Origin of the sequence: Actinomadura roseirufa (genome assembly GCF_900659635.1) — a bacterium.
In the GTDB taxonomy this organism is placed as follows: domain Bacteria; phylum Actinomycetota; class Actinomycetes; order Streptosporangiales; family Streptosporangiaceae; genus Spirillospora; species Spirillospora roseirufa.
Window position 1 is genome coordinate 24,623 of the sequence record NZ_CAACVB010000029.1, and the last position, 17,858, is coordinate 42,480.

A 17,858-nucleotide genomic window follows, 5' to 3' on the forward strand; every position below is an offset into this window, starting at 1 on the left:
GGCCTGCGGCCTTCCGCCACGCCGTTATCCGACCTCGCGATCGCCGCCGGCCCAGTAGGGGGCCCGCAGCACCCGATGCAGGATCTTTCCCGCCCCGTTCCGCGGCAGCCCGGCCGGGAATCCGAACGTCTTGGGGATCTTGTAGCTCGCGAGCCGCGCGCGCAGCCACTCCCTGACGTCCGCCTCCGTCAGCACGGCACCGGGCACCGGCACGACCTCCGCCCGGACCACTTCGCCCCACCGCTCGTCCGGGATCCCGAACGCCGCGGCCTCCAGCACCTCGGGATGTTCGAGCAGCGCGCCCTCGATCTCGGCCGGGTAGATGTTCTCGCCCCCCGAGATCACGATGTCCTTGATGCGCGCCCGGAGATAGATGTAGCCGTCGTCGTCCAGGTGGCCCGCGTCGCCGGTGCGCAGCCAGCCGTCCGCGTCGATGGCCTGCGCGGTCGCCTCGGGATCGTTCCAGTAACCCTTCATGATCGACCTGGCGCGGAGGGTGATCTCGCCGAGCTCGCCCGCGGGCAGCACCCGGCCGTCCGGGGCCACCGCGCGGGCCTCGACGCCGCGCAGCGGACGTCCCGCGGCCGACAGCCGCGCGCCGCCCTCGACGTGGTCCGCCGGCGGGAGCACCACGACGGCCCCGGACGACTCCGTCACGCCGTAGTTCTGCGCCATGCCGCACCCGAACACCTCACGGCACTCGTTGAGCAGCTCGGCCGAGATCGGGCTCGCCCCGTAGGAAATGCACTTCAGGCTCGTGAAGTCGCCGGGCCCGATCCCCTCCACCTGGAGCAGGATCTTGAGGGCCGAGGGCACGATGAAGAGCCGGGTGGCCCCGTGCCGGGCGATGTTGCCGAGGAGCTCCCGCGCGTCGAACTCGCGCTGGACGATCAGCTTGGAGCCGTAGGCCAGGCCGCTGATCGAGAGGGCCACGCCGCCGATGTGGAACAGCGGCATCGCCAATACCACGACCTCGTCGGTGTCCCATGAGGCCCAGATCTCACCGGCGGGCTGGTTCGTGCGGACGTGGATCAGGCTGTCACCCGTCAGCATCGCGCCCTTCGGAACACCGGTCGTCCCCGAGGTCAGGAGGACGAGGACGACGTCGCCCGGATCGACCTCCGCCTCCGGCTCGGCGTCCGGCTGACCCGACGCCCACTCCCACAACGTGCCGGCAGGACCGGCGGCGTCGAGCGCGAGGACGTGCCCGACTCCCTCAAGCCCCGCGGCCACGCCCGCGAACTCCGCCTCGGCGAAGCACAACGCGGGACGCATCTTGGCGGTCACCGCGCTCAGCTCATGCGGCGTCAGGCGCCAGTTGAACGGCAGGAAGACCGCGCCGATCTTGGCGGCGCCCCAGAAGACGAAGAAGAAGTCACTGGAGCTCTTCCCCAGATAGGAGACGAGGTCGCCCTTGCCGATCCCGTGGCTCAGCAGCGCGTGCGCGACCTGGTTGGCACGCCGGTCCGCCTCGGCGAAGGTGATCCGGGCGTCGCCCTCGACCAGCGCGACCCGGTCCGGCCACAACTCGGCGGCCCGGGAAACGAGCCGGCCGATCGTCGTCGGAATCCCGTCCTTCATGGAAGCCTCCATCTGCATCGCCACCACATCGATCCTCGTTCGCGGACCGGTCGACCATCCTGGCGCCCCGAACGTCCCGCCGAGCGGGCAGGTCGTGCTTGTCACACCGGGAGCGTCGGCGTCACGCCCAGGGCGTCAGCGGCGGAACGGCCGCAAGGGTCGCGCGAACGGGCTCGCGTAGCGGAGCGTCGAGTTCGCGGAACGGTGCGACGCCCGGACGGGCTCGTGCGCACCGGTGTGCGTGAGACCGACGCGGTACTCGTGGTCTTCGACCCTGGTTGGCACGCCGATCCTCATAGAGGAAGGGTCGACCGCTCAGGCGGGATTGGTCGACGGATCGAAGTGCTAAGCGGCCTCCCACCGACATGTACAGAAGTAAGAGGCCCCCACGAGCCGCCGCGAACGCGAGCGGCCGAGCCGCGGCTTCTCAGCCTGCCTTCCCGACTGCGCCGGCGTCGTCGCGACGTACGCCGCCCGCGGCGGGGACGGCCTGATCACGCAGGGCGGCTACTCGACGCACATCGTGGTCGACGAGAACTTCGTGGTGCGGATCCCGGACTCGCTCGGCCTCGACGTGGCCGCCCCGCTGCTGTGCGCGGGGGTGACCACGTACTCGGCCCTGCGGCGCAACGGCGCGGGCGAGGGCACCGGCGTCGGGGGCGTCGGCCTCGGCGGGCTCGGCCACCTCGCGGTCAAGATCGCGCACGCGATGGGCGCGCGCGTGACCGTCCTGTCCCGGTCGCTCGCCAAGCGCGACCGCGGCCTGGCGCTGGGAGCCGACGACCACCGGGCGCTCGCCGACCCGGCGACCCTCGCCGAGCTCGCGGGCGGCCTGGACCTCCTGGTCAACACCGTGAGCGCGGACCTGGACGTGAACGACCTCATGGGGTTGCTCGGGGCCGGGGGCGTGCTCGCCTACGTGGGCGTCCCGGAGAACCCGATCTCGGTTCCGGTGCTCGCCATGGAGGACCGCGGTCTGACGATCACCGGGTCGTCGATCGGCGGCATCCGGGAGACCGAGGAGATGCTCGCCTTCTGCGCCGGGCACGGCATCGGCGCCGACGTCGAGGTGATCGCGCCGCACCAGATCAACGAGGCGTACGAACGGATGCTCGCCTCCGACGTGTACTTCCGGTTCGTGATCGACATGACCGCGCTTTGAGAGGAGCCACCAATGACGGCCTCACGCTCGCCGAACGTCTTCTGCTCCTCCGCGCTCACCGCGACGGCCGGCACGATCCCGAACCCGGTCGCGGCCGGCGGCGCCTCGCCGGCCGGGCACGATCCGCTGTGCGCCGGCCACGAGCTGCGGACCCCGCTGGCGGCCCTGCGGCTCCAGCTGGAGGAGGCGCTGCGGTACCCCGGCGAGGTCGACTCCCACGCGGCGCTCACCGGCGCGCTGACCGCCGCCGAGCGGCTTGAGACCGCCATCACCGGGCTGCTCAGCCGCACCCAGGGCACCGATGAAGGCTCATGCGTCCGGCTCGTCGATCGCGAAACCGGAATCCATGCACCGGCCAGTGCCGACGAGCGAGCGGCGGTGGAGCACCGTCATGGACGGACCCTCCATGACCACGTGTCGGCCGCGCCGTGACCGGCCCGACCGGTGAGACCGTGATCCGGGAGGTCAGGAAGATCGGCTAACGTGCGCCTGGTGACCGTCGTTCCCGTGCTCGCCGACCTGCTGGCCGAGGCCGCCCAGGGACGGCCGCCCCTGCCGGATCACGGCCCCACGATCGTGCCCCAGCCCTCGTCCCGCGACGCGGGGATCATCGCCTTCACCGGCCACAACGTGATCTTCGCCGACGTTCCCGCCGACTGGCTTCGCTCCCGCCTGACGCCCGGCGACCTGGCGGCGCCCCTCAACCCGCCGTTCCTGCGCGCCCTTGAGCGGCGGATGGACCGCCGGGTCGACAACATCGACGTCCTCGCCCTCGCGCACCCCCTGGACGGCCCGCCGTCCCTGCCGCTCAACGAGATCACCGACCACCGCACCCCTCGGCTGGACCGTGCCCGCCGCTTCCGGGACGACGTCCGGGCCTGGACCTGCCCGGGCGGCGTCCTGATCCTCGGGCACGGCGTCGCCGGCCGCCTGGAGATCGCCGTGGAGATCGACCCGGCCGCCCGCGGCCGGGGCCTCGGCCGGGCCCTCGCCCGTACGGCCCGGCACCTCTCCCGCGAGCCGCTCTGGGCGCAGATAGCGCCCGGCAACGCCGCCAGCATCCGGGCCTTCCTCGCCGCGGGCTTCACCCCCATCGGCGCCGAAGCGCTCCTCACCGCCAACCACGGGTGACGTCGGCATAGGACAGTTACAAAAGGCGAATACAGGACGCCCCCGGATCGTGAAGACGAATTCCGATCATCGACCACGAATATCCGGAAACGATATCCGCCAACGGCTGGACGCCGACGTCGGCGCGCGTTTACCATCCACCTTTCTTGCGCGCCGCCGCTCAGGAGAAGTTATGCCGGTTTTAACCACTCCGTCCGCCGTTGCCGCACTCGCCGCCGATATCACCGTCGGCCAGATCAGTACACTTTGCGATCAGAATGAGGACGTATTCTCCCTCCTCACGGTCGCGGAGGCGACGCTCAACCGGGTCCCCGCCTCGGTCACGCAATGGCTCTGGTCGCCGCGGGTCTGCCGCGAATGGGAACTGGCCCTGGTGATCCAGGAAGGCACGCACCAGCTCTCCTGGTGGAAGAGAATCATCACCGTGGGGTTCGACCACCCCGACACGCGGTTCGCCGACCGCCGTCTGATCTCCATCCGGCAGCGCCGCCTGGAGGCCCACCGGATCGTGGCCGCACGACGGCACGAGTCACCGCCCCGCGGGGACGCTCCGCTCACGCCGGGCGCTCGAACCCTCATCGATCTCGACGACCGGCGGTTCCGGGACCTGGTCGCCCGTGACGTCCAGCGCGTCGAGGACGCCGAGGACCTGTCCCACCCCGCCCTCCTCTCCCGCCGGCGCGAGGCCCTGGTCAGCCTGGCCGAGGAGACCTTCGGCCAGCTCGGGATCAGACCCGGCCCGCACCACCGGCACACCGCCTTCGCCGTTCCCGACCGGCACCTGATCCATGCCCGGCACGACCCGTCCGCCGCCGGGTGGACCCCGAAGCTGACCTTCCTGACCCACCTGCGCGCCCGGCTGGTCGAGTGCGAGTACCTCTGCGGCGACCCGCGTCCCGCCGCCCGGCCCCCGGCACCGGACGACACGCGTCCCACCGGCCCCTCCGCCCTCGACGCCGACGCCCGCCTGCTGAGCCTCTACGGGTGGGACGTCAGGTGGATCTCCAACGGGCGGCGGGTCTGGCTGGACGCCTGGTACGAACCGAACCGGCGCAACGTCGGCCGGCTCATCGTCACCGTCTCCCGCCGCAGGGCCTCGGGCACCGGGAAGTGGGGCCGTCCCACCTATCTCTTCCACGGCCGCGGCCAGCGCGGATACGTCAACCTCACGGGCCGCGACGGCCTCGAGTACCTCGCGCGCACCAACCCCCGCGCGACTCCGGCCCGCTACTTCAAGAGCATGGTGCCCAACACGGGCGATCACCTCAGAGAGCTGATCCCCCCGGACGGCTACCGATGGCGCCAGCCCTACCCCCCAGATCTCCACAACCCCCCGACCTGACCCCCTCGCCAACGCCCGCGGCAAAGCCCGCCCCGCGACACTCCGAGCTGATGACCTGACGGCCTGATGACCTATGGGGTCTCTTCGACGAGGCCCGCCTCGTAGGCGACCAGGGCCGCCTGAACCCGGTTCCGTACGCCCAGCCGGGTCAGGATCGTGCTGACGTGGGTCTTGACCGTGCCCTCGACGACGTGCAGACGGCGGGCGATCTCCCCGTTGGACATGCCCGCGCCGAGCAGCGCGAGCACCTCGCGCTCCCGGCCGGTGAGCGCGGCGATCCGGTCGTGGGCGGCGGCGATCCGCGCCATCCGGCCCGCGCCGCCGAGTTTGGTGAGCACCCTGCGCGCCACCGCCGGGGACAGGTAGGCGGCGCCGTCCGCGGCGGCGTGCACGGCGGTGATCAACTCGCGCGGGTCGCCCGCCTTCAGCAGGAACCCGCAGGCCCCGCCGCCGAACGCGCGGGCGATGCGCAGGTCGTTGCCGAAGGTCGTCAGGACGAGCACGGACGTGCCGGGCACCGTCCGGACGATCTCGGTGGTCGCCGTGAGGCCGTCCACACCGGGCATCTGGATGTCGAGCAGCGCCACGTCCGGGCGCAGCCGCTGGGCGAGGTCGATCGCCTGCCGGCCGTCCCCGGCCTCGGCCACCACCTCGATCTCGGGGACGACGGCCAGGATCGCGCGCACCCCGGCGCGCACCACCGCCTCGTCGTCGGCCAGCAGCGTGCGGATCGTCATGGCGTCCCTTCTCCCGGCCCGGCGTACGGCGGCTCCGCTTCCGCGCCGTGCGGTGCCCTCGCGGGTCCGGTGTGCGGCAGCCGGGCCGTGACCTGGTAGGCGCCGTCGCGTTCGCCCGCCTCCAGAGTGCCGCCGAGCAACAGGGAGCGCTCCCGCAGCCCGGTCAGCCCACGCCGTCCGCCGCCGGGCACCCCACCGGATCCGCGGCCGCGGACGTCTGACCGCCCGGCGGCCGGACGCTCATTGCGGACGGTCACCACCGTCTCTGCCGCCGAATGGTCGATGTCGACCGTCACGGCGGCACCGGGCGCGTGCTTGGCGGCGTTGGTGAGCGCCTCCTGGAGCACCCGGTACGCCGCGCGCTCGACCGCGTCCGGTGGCCGGTGCCGCTCGCCGCCCACCCGCAGGTCGATCCGCATCCCCGAGGCGCGGGCGCGGCCCACCAGCCGCCGGACGTCCCCGTGCGCCGGATCCCGGCCGGGACCGCGGGCCGCGCCGTAGGCCGTGCCATCGGCCGCGCCGTAAGCCGGATCATGAGCCGTGTCGTGCGCGGACGCCGCGGCCCCGGCGCCGACGTCCACGCCGGTGCCATCGCCGTCGACATCGTCGGTTTCGGTGTCATCGGTTTCGGCGTCGTCGGTTTCGGTGTCGTCGGCCAGCACGCCGACGATGTCGGCCAGCCGCTCGGTGGCGGCGGTGACGGCCGCGCGCAGCTCCCCGAACACCGCGCGGCGCGGCTCGTCGACCTCGGGGGAGACCTCCAGGGCGGCGACCCGCAGCGCGATCAGGCTCAGCTCGTGGCCGAGCGAGTCGTGCATGTCCTGGGCGATGCGGGCCCGCTCGCGCAGCCGCGTCCGCTGCGCGACGACGCGCTGCTCCCGCTCGAGCTGCGCCACCTGGGCCCGGCTCGCCCGCACCAGCTCGCGCTGCCTGCCGCGGTCCCGGCCGAGGAGCGCGGGCACCAGCCCGAACAGCGCGCACATCGCGGCGCCGAACACCAGGGAGTCGGGACTGGCGGCCACGGCCACGGCGGTGCCGGTGGACACCGCCGCCGTCACGGCCGCCAGCGCGGCCGGCGGCCATCGCGGCGCGCGGCGGGTCACCCCGGCGTACCCGGCGTGGCAGGCCATGAGCGCGAGGGCGGCGAGGCAGGTCAGCAGGATCGGGGTGGTCCGCTCCGACGGGGTGGTCAGCGCCTGCCCCATGACGACCGCCACGACGACGAACAGCGACAGGGTCGGGTACCGGTGGCGCAGGCACACCGCGACGCCCGCGGGGACGGCGGTGACGAAGAGCTGCCCGAGGCCGAGCCCGGCCTTGCCCCACAGCGAGTTCTCCGCGACCGCGGCCAGCACCAGGGCCGGCCCGGGCAGCACGGTCCTCAACAGCCGCCGCATCGACGTCCCCCCTGCGAATAGGGAGCGGCCTCGGAGCCCGTCCGGCCGCCTTCGCCGGTCCGCCACGACCTGGCCGCCGCGGTGAGACCGGTGGCGGGACCGGCGGAACGCTCGTCGACCACGGAGCCATGGTCATACATCGCGCCTCCGCAGCGCCAGGTGTCCGGCTGCGTGGGCCAGCCCCGCCCAGGCCGCCAGCAGCGCCAGCGCGACGCCGCGGCCGTACGGACCCGTCGTCCCGTACATGAGGTGCAGGCCCGCCGGACCAGGGAGCAGGTTCGCGACCCCGACGAGCGCGTCCGCCTTGGGGAGCATCAGCCCGACCGGTACCACCAGCAGGACGACGACGGCCGCCGTCAGCGTGCCCGCCGTGCTGCGCATGACCGCTCCCAGGCCGATGACCAGGACCGACACGAGCGCGAGGTAGGCACCGATGGCGAGCGCGTGCGCGATGACGTCGCCGCTGCCCGTCCGCGCGCCTTCTCCGCCCATGGTCACCACCGCCATGAGCATGCCCAGCGGGGCGAGGGCGGCGCCGACCGCGAACAGGACCAGCGAGACGACCAGGCTTTTGGCCGCCAGCATCCGGCCGCGTACCGGGACGCACAGCAGCGTCGTGCCGACGGACCCGGTCGCGTACTCACCGGCGATGCTCAGCACGGCCGGCGCGACGAGCGCGAACTGCGACATGTACAGCGTCCCGCCGACCGCCGTCTCCGGGGGCGTCATGTTCGCCGCGTCCGCCGCCGCGCCCTCCCCCTGGGAGCGTCCCGCCACGCCCACGATCACCGAGTAGGCGGTCTGCAGGGCGACGGCGGCGAGGAGGCAGAGCCACGTGGACCGGACCGTCCACAGCTTGAGCCACTCCGCGCCGAGCGCCCCGGCCAGGCCGCCGCCCACGGGTGGGCCGAGCGCGGGCTGCCGACCGCCGCGGGCCGGTGTGCCCGTCTCCGCGGTCATCGCTCTCCCCTTCCGCCCGCGCCGGCGCCGTCCTGCGGCAGCGCCGTGGTGTACTCCGCACGTCCGGTCGTCAGGCGGAGATAGGCGTCCTCCAGGGAGGAGGTCACCGCGCGCAGTTCGTGCAGCCGGACCCCCATCTCGTGGGCGACGTCGCCGGCCTCCTCCACGGTCGCGCCGTACACGGTCAGAGTGCTCGCGGCGGACCTCTCGACGGTGCGCCCGGCCGCCCGGAACCGGCATTCCAGCGCGGTGAGGCCGCCGGGTTCGGGGCCGCGGACCCGCACGACCGCCGCCGCGCCGGTCGCCACGATCGTCTCGATCGGCTCGTCGGCGATCAACCGGCCCCGGCCGAGGACCACGAGGTGGCCGGCGGTCAGCTGCATCTCGCTGAGCAGGTGGCTGGAGATGAGGACGGTCCGCCCCTCGGCGGCCAGCGAGCGGGCCAGCCCGCGCACCCAGCGCACCCCCTCCAGGTCGAGCCCGTTCACCGGCTCGTCGAAGACGCAGATCTCCGGGTCGCCGAGCAGCGCGCCGGCGATGCCGAGCCGCTGGCTCATGCCCAGCGAGAACGTCCCGGCGCGGCGTGCCGCGACCCGCTCCAGCCCGACCATGCCGATCACCTCGTCGACGCGGCGGCGCGGGATCCCGTTGCTGCGCGCCATGACGCGCAGGTGGTGGCGGGCGCTGCGGGCGGGGTGCAGCGCCTTGGCGTCCAGCAGCGCTCCGACCTCGCGCAGCGGGTACCGCAGCGCCGCGTACGGGACGCCGTTGATCAGCGCCGCCCCGGCCGTCGGCCGGTCATGGCCGACGATCATGCGCAGGGTGGTGGACTTGCCGGCGCCGTTCGGGCCGAGGAAGCCGGTGACCCGGCCCGGCCGGATCTCGACCGAGAGGTCGTCCACGGCGGTAGTGTCACCGTAGCGTTTGGTCAGCCCCTTGAGAGTGATCATCAGGTCTCCGTCTCGCGCGAAGGGCCGCCCGGCGGGGGTCGGCCGGGCGTGCCGGGTCTCGGCGGCGCGGGTCATTCGGCGGCGATCGCCACCAGGACGTCGGTGCGTGCGGCCCGCCGTGCGGGCCACAGCGCGGCGACGATGCCGACCAGGCTGAGGCCGCCGATCGCCAGCGCGATCGTCCCGACCGGGACGGTGATGTCCCACAGCCGCTGCCCGAGCGCGACGTGCTGGAGCACCGCGCCCACCGCGACGCCCACCAGGACGCCCAGGACCGCGCCGAACAGGCAGATGACGATGCTCTCCACGGCGATGGTCGAGCGGATCAGCGACCGCCGCGCGCCCACCGCCCGCACGACGCCGATCTCCCGGGTGCGCTCCATCACCGACAGCACCAGCGTGTTGACGACGCCGAAGACGGCGACGACGATCGCGACGCCGAACATCGCGTACATGAGCGTGAAGGCGATCCGCTGCTCGTCGAGACCCTGCCGGGCGAGGCCGTCCCGGTCGGTGACCTCGACGTCGGGCCGGTTCGCGAACGCCCGGTCGATCGTCTGCCGGACGGCCCGCGGGTCGGGGCCGGTGGCGTAGATCGTGGTGACGCTCTGGCGCAGCGGCGCGGGGATCCGGGCGACGTCGATGAACAGGCTCGCCTGCAGCTCGGTGGCGTCGTAGACGCCCACCACCCGGGTCTCGATCGGCCCGCCCCGGCCGGGGAGCAGCGTGAACCGGTCACCGAGCCCCAAGCCGAGCATGTCGGCCTGGTTGCGGGAGATCACGGCGCCCTGCGTCAGGTCGGGCACGCCCTTGGTCATCTTCGGTGACAGCACGGTGCGCAGCGCCGCCGGCTCGATCGCGGAGATCTTCCGCTGCGTCTCGCCGCCGGAGTGCCGCAGTTTGACGATCATGTCGCGGCCGCCCGCCACCGCGGTCACCCCCGGCAGCGACCCCACCGTGCTCATCTCCGCCGGGGTGAGCGTCGACTCGCCGCCCGCCGCCGACCGCAGCGCGACGGTGCCGGGCGGGGTGTTGGCGCGGGTGGTCGAGCCGACCAGCGCGGTGAACGTCGCGCTGAGCGTGGCGAACGCGCAGACCAGGCCCAGCCCGATGGTGATCGCGGCGGCCGTTCCCGCGGTGCGGTGCGGGTCGCGGGCCGCGTTGCGCACGCCCATCCGCAGCGCCGCGCCGCGGCCCGCGACGAGCCGGGCGACCGGGTTCAGCACCGCCTCGGCGATGAGCGGGGCCAGCAGCAGCACCCCGACGGTGGCCAGGACCGCCCCCGCCATGCCGACGATCCGCGCCTGGTTGGACACGCTCGGCGCCGCGGTGACGAGCACCAGCACGGCGCCGAGGACGATCGCCCCGGTGCCCAGGACGACGCGCGTCCGCTTGGTCTCGCGGGGGATGGTGCCGTCCACCCGCAGCGCCGCCACCGGCGGGACGGCCGCGGCGCGCCGCGCCGACCCGTAGGCCGCGAGCACCGACACCACGACGGCGACGGCGTAGCCGAGCAGGATCGCGGTGGGGCTGACGACGTAGTGCAGGTCCTCGCCGGTCCGCATGAGGCCGAGCAGCAGCGGCCCGAGCGCGGCGCCGAGCCCCGCGCCGAGCGTGCCGCCGATCAGCCCGAGCACGGTGGCCTCGACGATGAGCGAGAACCGCACCTGCCGCCGCTTGGCGCCGACGGCCCGCAGCAGCGCGTACCGCCGCCGCCGCTGCTCGATCAGCATGCCGAAGGTGTTGGCGATGACGAACATGCCGACCAGCAGCGTGACGGCCGCGAACGGCAGCATGGTCAGCCGGAGGTCGCCGGCCTCCTTGTCGGCCTGCCGCTCGGAGGCGGCGGCGAGCTGCGCGCCGGTGCCGACGGCCCGGTCGGACGGGACGGCGGCGCGCGCCGCGGCCGCGATCGTCTTCGGGGCGGCGCCGGGACGGGCCGTCAGCTCGACGCGGTGGAAGGCGCCGCCGAGCAGGCTCCGCGCGGTCGCGTCGTCGTAGGCGACCGACGGGACCCGGTCGGCGGGGGTCTGGGTGTCCGCGTCCACGGTGGGGCCGAGGTTGCGGTAGTCGAAGACGGCGGTGACGGCGGCCCGGTCGGAACGGCCGTTGGCCAGCAGCACCGTCACGGTGTCCCCGACCTTGACGTGGGCTTTCTTCGCCGCGTCCGCGCTGAGGGCCACCTCGCCCCGCCGGGACGGCGCCTTGCCGTCCTTGATCCGGAACCGGTCGGCGCCGACCCAGTTGGTGCCGGCGAAGTCGGGCACCGTCTCGGCCTTGACGAGCTTTCCATTGCGGCCGACCAGCCCGGCGCGCGCGATGAGCACGCCGTCGGCGCGGGCGACGCCCGGCAGCCGGGACAGCCGGTCCCGGTCCGCGGCGGTCAGCTCCGGCTGGTTCCCGGGGCTGCGCACGACTGCGGCCACGCCCGAACGCTGTTCCCTGGCCGCGAGCGTGGCGGCGACGGAGTCGCTCACCACCCAGGCGGCTACGGTCGCGGTGACGCCGAGCACGATCGCCACCAGCGTCATCGCGAGCCGGGCCTTGTGCGCGCGAAGGTCGCGCAGCAGGCTCTTGAGCATCAGCGGCCCACTTTCTCCAGCGCCTTCATGCGGTCCAGCACCGAGTCGGCGGTGGGCTCCGCCATCTCGTCGACGATGCGTCCGTCGGCCAGGAACAGCACACGGTCGGCGTAGGCGGCGGCGCTCGGCTCGTGCGTCACCATCACCACGGTCTCGCCCAGCTCGTCCACGCTCCGCTTGAGCCGGCGCAGCAGTTCGGCCGAGGAGCCCGAGTCCAGCGCGCCGGTCGGCTCGTCTGCGATCACCACCTCCGGCTCGGTGACCAGCGCCCGCGCGCACGCGACCCGCTGCTGCTGCCCGCCGGACAGCTCCGTCGGCCGGTGGTGCAGCCGCTGCCGGAGCCCCAGGGCGTCCACGATCCGGTCGATGACCTTCTGGTCCGGCCGCCGGCCGGCGAGGTCGAACGGCAGCGTGATGTTCTCCAGCGCGGTCAGCGTCGGGAGCAGGTTGTACGCCTGGAACAGGAACCCGACCTTCTCGCGGCGCAGATCGGTGAGCTGGTCGTCGCTCAGCCCCGACAGCTTGGTCCCGCCGATCCAGACCTCGCCGCCGTCGGGCTTGTCCAGACCCGCGACGCAATGCATGAGGGTCGACTTCCCGGATCCGGACGGGCCCATGATCGCGGTGAACTCTCGTTTCTCGAAAGCGACGTCGACGCCGTCGAGGGCGGTGACGGCCGCGTCTCCCGAGCCGTATCTCTTCGTCAGGCCCGAGGCCCTTACAGCGGCATTTTCCTGCGTCATGATCCGAAGTCTGCGCGGGGCGGCCTCCGGGAGGCATCGGCTGATCGACCCAGCGGCCCCTTGACGAAAGTCAGGGTCGGCCCGGCCGGAAAAGCTCGTCCATGTCCGGCTCCCGCCCGACGACCGGAGAGCCGACCCGCAGCACGGCCGGGCGCCCGGCGCGCCGCCACTGCCGAGCGGCAGCGTCTCCACCCTGCCGGTAGGGGTGATGACCCCGGGTTCACCGGAGACGGAAGAAGGCCGGACGGGGTTTCTCCGTCCGGCCTTCGTGGGGTGGTTTCGTGGGTCAGTGGGTGCGCTGGGTCTGTTCGGGGACGTTGAATCCGTTGACGCGGACGTCGGGCTTGGTGGTGGCGGAGTAGCGGGCGGTGATGGTCTGCTGCTCTCCCGGCCAGAGCGTGATGTCGTTGTCGCTCCAGCGGATCGGGAGCACCTGCTCACCGCCGGCGAAGAGGTCGGCGCGGGTGAACAGGGCGGGGGTGCCGCCGCGGCCGACGTTGCGGACGGTCACGCTGGTCACCATGTCGCCGCCCTCCCGGTGGGTCGCGGCCTGGACCTCGATGTCGGCGGGCTTGAGGCCGCGCAGGCCGGTCAGGTCGGCGTAGCCGTCCTTCTGGAAGACCGCGAAGCCGTTGGACGGGGTGTACTTGCCGGGCGCGTGGGTCTTGGGCCAGTCGACCTTGTCGGCCTTGGTGGACAGCCAGTAGACGTTGCGGCTGACAGTGGTGGAGCCGCGGGTGAGAGTGAGCTTCTCGAAGTAGGTCGTGGAGATGTCGGCGGGGACCTTCGGGCGCAGGACGGTCCTGACGTCCTGGCCGCCCAGCGCCGCGACGGGCGCGGTGGCGGTGGCGCGGACCCGGCCGTCGATGTCGACGATCTGCGCGGTGGCGCGCAGGCCCTCCTGGCGGGCGCCGGTCAGGTTGGCGACCTTGATGGAGCCGTCGGCGTAGGAGTACATGATGTGCACCGGCTCGTTGGCCTTCTTCGCGCCGAAGTAGACGCCCGGCTGGTCGAAGTCGGAGCCGAACATGCTCCACTGGAGCGACGGCCACGCCTTGTTGAGCATCCAGTAGATGATGCCGGTGCTCGGGTTCGCCTTGTCGGTCGAGTTTCCGATGTAGGACTCGAACTGCGCGCGGGTGGCCTCGTATTCACCGAGCTGGACGGTCTTCTGGTACGAGCCCGCGTCCTTCCAGGGGCCGTACCTGTGCCACAGCGGGGTGTTGTAGACGCCCATCCGCGACAGCCTCGTGTAGTCGGCGTAGAGGAACGTGTGGTACATGTCCTCTCCGGCGGTCTGCCCCTGCGCTGTCACGGGATCCCAGATCTTCTTCTGCTCGCCGGGCGGGAGGAAGCGGTTCAGCGAGTCCTGCGTCGGAATGGTGTTGCCGGTGCTGACCTCGGTGTCGAATCCCCAGGCGCTGCCCGTCATGCTGAGGCTCGGGTCGGCGGTGTTGACGGTCTCGCGCTTGTTGTTCCACAGGGAATTGGGCGGAAAGTAGTTGTAGCCGCCCTCCTTGGTCCCGGCCGGGCCGAGTTTGGGCGAGGACTTGTACTCCGCCGCTGCGACCTGCGGAAGGCGCCAGTCGGCCGCGGCGAAGGCTTTCAGGAAAATGTCCTCCTTCTCCGCGTCGGGGGCCTCGTCGCTGCCCTGGAGGAAGGTGAAGACACTGGGGTGGTCACGCAGCCTTTCCGCCATGGTGCGGGCCTGGTTGGACGCGTTGGCCTTGACGTCGTTCGACCAGGTCGAGGACTTGCCCTCCCAGAGGGAGCAGCACTGCCAGCCCGGCATGACCAGGACGCCGGCCCGGTCGAGCTGCGCGAACATGTCGTCCGGCGGGAAGTTGCCCTCGAATCGGACCGCGTTCAGTCCCATGTTCTTGATGTAGGAGATCTGGGACGCCACTTCGGACGGCGAGTATCGCAGGAAGAGGTCGGGCGACCATCCGGCGCCGCGGATGACCAGCGGCTTGCCGTTCACGATGAACTGCCGGTACCCGTCCTTGCCGTGGGTCTTGCCCGGGACCGGCTTGGTCAGCCGCGAGGTCACCGTGCGGATGCCGAAGTCCTCGGCGGCGGTGCTGGAGACGGCGCCTTCCACGGACGCGCCGAGCGCGAGGTGGTACATCGGCTGGTCGCCCATCTGATGGGGCCACCAGATCGCCGGGTGCTTCAGGTGCAGGCCCGGACATGCCGCCTTGCCGATCGCGACGGTGCGGGTCGCGTGCGCGGGAAGCGTCACCGTGGTCGCGCAGGCGATGCGGGTGGAGCCGCGCGTCACCGTGCCCTTCAGTTCCACCCGCTGCGGCGATCCGGTGTTGTTCTTCAGATCGGCCTTGACGGTCAGGTCGGCGGTGGACAGGTCGGGGGCGTCGTCCTGAAGGACGTGGGCGTTCCGGATCGAGACCGGCCCTTCCTGGACGAGCTGCGGCGCATAGGGAAGCCCGGTGTTCTGATCGGGCGCCATGGGGTTCCAGTCGACCTGGTTCTGGGTCAGGTACCGCATGGGCGTATCGAACTTGGTGATGTCGGCGTCGTTGCGCGAGACGTCGAGCGCGATCGCGTTCGCCCCGTCCCGCAGGTAGGGGGTGATGTCGTATTCGAGGCGCGTGTAGGAACCCTGAAGCCGCGCTCCGCCATCGACCTTCACTCCGTTGATCCAGAGGTCGGCCTTTCCGGAGACGCCGTTCATCACCAGGAACGTGCGACCGCCCTTCCGGGGGTGCACGGTGAGCTGCTCCCGGTACCACCAGTTCACGTCGAACTGCTTGGCCGGTACCTTCGCCATGTTGTCGGAGTGGAAGATGTTCGGATACCGGCCGTTCTCCAGCAGACCCGCCATCAGCGTCCCGGGACGGGACAGCGGCAGCCACCCTTTCGTCGAATACCCCGGCTTGGAGATCTCCGCCCCCGTGTCGCGGGTGTCGGCGGACGATCGGATGGCCCAACCGGAGGTGAGTTCCGTGGTCCCGGCGGACCGGACCGCCTGGACGGCGGGCCGGTTCGCAGGAAGGGCATTGGCCGGAAGGGCATTGGCCGGCATCGCGGGAATCATCGTCCCGGCGAGGGCGACCGCGGCGCAGAACGCCATGGTTCGAGTCCTGGACCCTCTCATGTGTCCGTTACTCCTTTGCTGCGGCGGGCGAGACCCGGTGATCGGGTACCGCCAATGCTCGTGCCGCGGACATGGGGAGGGCCGTAGGGCCAGGACGCCGACAGGGGTGGAGCTAAGCCCACTTTCTCAATTTGCAGGGCTCATTGCGGAAGGGCGGAGCGGCGCCTAGATGTAGCCGTTGCGGCGCAGGCGGACCAGGAAGGTGACGCAGAGGGCCAGCAGTGTGGCCAGCCACGGGGTCTCGGCGATGAGGAACGGCATGAGGGACCGGGTCTCGCTGTCACCGCTCCGGAGCCTGACCGGCATGAGCGGGACGACGGCCGCGTCGGGGGCGGCGATCACGGGCGCGTTGGTCTGCGGGGGCGGCAGCACCAGCGGCGTCGCGGGCGGCGTCTGGAGGGGGGTCAGGGACGAACTGGGGGCGAACAAGGGCAGGGGCACGGTCACCGGAGGCGGGACGGTGGTGTTCGCCGGTGCGGGAGTGGAGGGCGCCGTGCCGTCCGGCCGCTGGACGGGCGTCGTCTTCCCCGGACTGGGCTTGGGCGAGGCCGGGGTGCTCGGGGTCGGCTTCGGGTCGACCGGAGCGGGCGGCTCCGGCGGCGTGACGGTGAGGACGACGCTCCTGCTCTGCCCGGGGGCGTTCGCCGCGTCCGCCGTGACGGTGACCGCGACGGTCGTCCGCTTCTTCACCCAGGACGGGATGACGACCTGGGCGGAGAGCGAACGGCCCGCGCCGCCGACGTCGCCCAGGGAACAGCCGCCCGCGCAGCCTCCAGAGACCGACCCCGGCGACGTGGCGTGGATGCTCGCGGTCGCGTTCTGGAGCGTGCCCGACCCTGCCAGCACCCGCACGGACAGCGAGGTGGAGCCGCCGGGGAGCAGCGTCCTGTCGCCCGCGCTGACGCTGACGAGCAGGGTCGCCGGCGCGGGCGGCTCGGAGGAGGAGGGGGACGGGTCCGGTGCGGCCGGGTCGGCCGCGGCGATGGGGGCGAGGCCCACGGTCAACGCCGCCGCGGCGAGCGCGCCGACGGCGAAGCGGACGGGCACGGACGGCTTCATCGGACCTCCATCGGACGCGGACCCCGTCATGGGACCGTGAGCAGGGGAGATTCCGGTGCCGACGGCGTTGTGGCCCGATGAACGCGCGGTCACTCCACCGTGACGTCGTCGAACGGCAGCAGGCCGTCGACGGCCGGGAAGAGCACGAACCACAGGAACGCGACGGCCGCCGCGGTGAGCAGGACGGCACCGGCCACCTTCACCGGGGCGCGCCCGGGGAGGTGCCGCCAGATCCAGGAGTACATACCGCTTCCCTTCAGCGCGCGGACAGTTCGGCGGGGCGTCCGGCCCGTTTGCTCTGGACGCGGCTGAGCTCCGCCCGGACCACCAGGCGCTGGTAGTTCTCGAACTTGGGGTTGCAGGTGGTCAGGGTCATCAGGCGCCGCCCCGGGCGAGCGCCGGGGCGGTCGGGGTTGCGGGCCACGACCTCGACCTGGGTGGGCCGCACGACCCGCAGGCCGACGACGCGGTAGACGTACCAGCCGGTGCGCGTCTCGGCGATGATCGGGTCGGCGGTGCGGAGCCTGTCCAGGTTCCAGAACACCGACGGCATCCGGTGGCCGGCGATCGCCACGTTCCCGACGTCGCCGGCGCGGTCGCGGCCCGGGTAGAGGCCGGGCCCCTTCGCGAGGGAGGCCGCGCCGACGCCGTTCACCACGACCCACTTCTTGTGGAGGCGCGGGATGTACAGACGCCCTATGGGCTCGCCCCGCCGTGGTACGGCCGCCGCCGCCCAAAGCCGGTCCAAATCGCGGTCCAGCCCATGCTGATCGCGGTCCATCCGCCACGCCTTGCCCCAGAACTCATAGGCCCCGAAAAGCAGGACGACGAGGCCAAGAGTAACGAGAACCTCGCCGATTGTATTGACCCGGCGCGCCCAGTTGGGGCGGGCCGGTGGGGCCTCGGCTCCGGCGTGAAGGCCAGATGAATGCGGGTCAAAGGCACGACGGCCCGGCGGTGGATAATCCATGCAGCAATTCCCTCACCAGCGGCATCAGATGATAATCGACACCTCGGAAGATTCTCATTGTTAACGCCAGGCATCAAGATCGCCACTATATGGCCACGGAGCGGTGGTCTTTTATATTAGTTTCAGAAA

General features: G+C 72.3%; 15 protein-coding genes. 4 read left to right on the plus strand and 11 right to left on the minus strand.

Annotated elements, in window-relative coordinates; all coding sequences use genetic code 11:
- Nucleotides 1-24: 24 nt before the first annotated feature.
- A complete protein-coding gene (locus tag E1291_RS09370) occupies nucleotides 25-1,581 on the minus strand; it encodes a long-chain-fatty-acid--CoA ligase (protein WP_165495036.1) in 1,557 nt (518 codons plus the stop codon).
- 523 nt (nucleotides 1,582-2,104) lie between these two features.
- Here E1291_RS09370 and E1291_RS09375 point away from each other — a divergent pair.
- The 4 genes from E1291_RS09375 to E1291_RS09390 all read left to right on the plus strand — a co-directional run bounded on the left by E1291_RS09375 (nucleotide 2,105) and on the right by E1291_RS09390 (nucleotide 5,216).
- Nucleotides 2,105-2,743, plus strand: coding sequence for a zinc-binding dehydrogenase (locus E1291_RS09375; RefSeq protein WP_207400646.1), 639 nt, complete (start codon nucleotides 2,105-2,107; stop codon nucleotides 2,741-2,743).
- A gap of 12 nt (nucleotides 2,744-2,755) precedes the next feature.
- Complete coding sequence (locus tag E1291_RS09380; protein ID WP_131737348.1) at nucleotides 2,756-3,175, plus strand: hypothetical protein; 420 nt, start codon at nucleotides 2,756-2,758, stop codon at nucleotides 3,173-3,175.
- 60 nt (nucleotides 3,176-3,235) lie between these two features.
- Nucleotides 3,236-3,874 carry a GNAT family N-acetyltransferase gene (locus tag E1291_RS09385; RefSeq protein ID WP_131737349.1) on the plus strand — a complete coding sequence of 213 codons (639 nt, stop codon included), beginning with the start codon at nucleotides 3,236-3,238 and terminating at the stop codon, nucleotides 3,872-3,874.
- A 172-nt stretch (nucleotides 3,875-4,046) separates the two neighbouring features.
- A complete protein-coding gene (locus E1291_RS09390) occupies nucleotides 4,047-5,216 on the plus strand; it encodes a hypothetical protein (protein WP_131737350.1) in 1,170 nt (389 codons plus the stop codon).
- 71 nt (nucleotides 5,217-5,287) lie between these two features.
- Here the strand turns inward: E1291_RS09390 and E1291_RS09395 are convergent, their stop codons facing one another.
- From E1291_RS09395 to E1291_RS09435, 10 genes are all read right to left on the minus strand, one after another.
- Nucleotides 5,288-5,953: a response regulator gene (locus tag E1291_RS09395; RefSeq protein ID WP_131737351.1), complete on the minus strand. Its 666-nt coding sequence runs from the start codon at nucleotides 5,951-5,953 to the stop codon at nucleotides 5,288-5,290.
- Nucleotides 5,950-7,350 carry a sensor histidine kinase gene (locus E1291_RS43180; RefSeq protein WP_131737352.1) on the minus strand — a complete coding sequence of 467 codons (1,401 nt, stop codon included), beginning with the start codon at nucleotides 7,348-7,350 and terminating at the stop codon, nucleotides 5,950-5,952. The genes E1291_RS09395 and E1291_RS43180 overlap by 4 nt, the downstream gene beginning before the upstream one ends.
- A 132-nt stretch (nucleotides 7,351-7,482) precedes the next feature.
- On the minus strand, nucleotides 7,483-8,310 hold the full coding sequence (locus E1291_RS09405; protein ID WP_131737353.1) for an ABC transporter permease: 828 nt from the start codon (nucleotides 8,308-8,310) through the stop codon (nucleotides 7,483-7,485).
- Entirely contained in the window at nucleotides 8,307-9,260 is a 954-nt protein-coding gene (locus E1291_RS09410; RefSeq protein WP_131737354.1) for an ATP-binding cassette domain-containing protein, read from the minus strand. The genes E1291_RS09405 and E1291_RS09410 overlap by 4 nt, the downstream gene beginning before the upstream one ends.
- Before the next feature lie 71 nt (nucleotides 9,261-9,331).
- Nucleotides 9,332-11,842 carry an FtsX-like permease family protein gene (locus E1291_RS09415; protein WP_131737355.1) on the minus strand — a complete coding sequence of 837 codons (2,511 nt, stop codon included), beginning with the start codon at nucleotides 11,840-11,842 and terminating at the stop codon, nucleotides 9,332-9,334.
- Nucleotides 11,842-12,585: an ABC transporter ATP-binding protein gene (locus E1291_RS09420; protein ID WP_131737356.1), complete on the minus strand. Its 744-nt coding sequence runs from the start codon at nucleotides 12,583-12,585 to the stop codon at nucleotides 11,842-11,844. The genes E1291_RS09415 and E1291_RS09420 overlap by 1 nt, the downstream gene beginning before the upstream one ends.
- A gap of 286 nt (nucleotides 12,586-12,871) precedes the next feature.
- Nucleotides 12,872-15,676, minus strand: coding sequence for a glycoside hydrolase family 2 protein (locus E1291_RS09425; protein ID WP_165495037.1), 2,805 nt, complete (start codon nucleotides 15,674-15,676; stop codon nucleotides 12,872-12,874).
- A 189-nt stretch (nucleotides 15,677-15,865) separates the two neighbouring features.
- On the minus strand, nucleotides 15,866-16,759 hold the full coding sequence (locus E1291_RS09430) for a superantigen-like protein SSL4 (RefSeq protein ID WP_131737358.1): 894 nt from the start codon (nucleotides 16,757-16,759) through the stop codon (nucleotides 15,866-15,868).
- A gap of 89 nt (nucleotides 16,760-16,848) precedes the next feature.
- Nucleotides 16,849-17,004 carry a hypothetical protein gene (locus tag E1291_RS41885; protein ID WP_165495038.1) on the minus strand — a complete coding sequence of 52 codons (156 nt, stop codon included), beginning with the start codon at nucleotides 17,002-17,004 and terminating at the stop codon, nucleotides 16,849-16,851.
- An 11-nt stretch (nucleotides 17,005-17,015) separates the two neighbouring features.
- Nucleotides 17,016-17,729, minus strand: a complete 714-nt coding sequence (locus E1291_RS09435; protein WP_131737359.1) for a class E sortase — start codon at nucleotides 17,727-17,729, stop codon at nucleotides 17,016-17,018.
- Nucleotides 17,730-17,858: the final 129 nt, after the last annotated feature.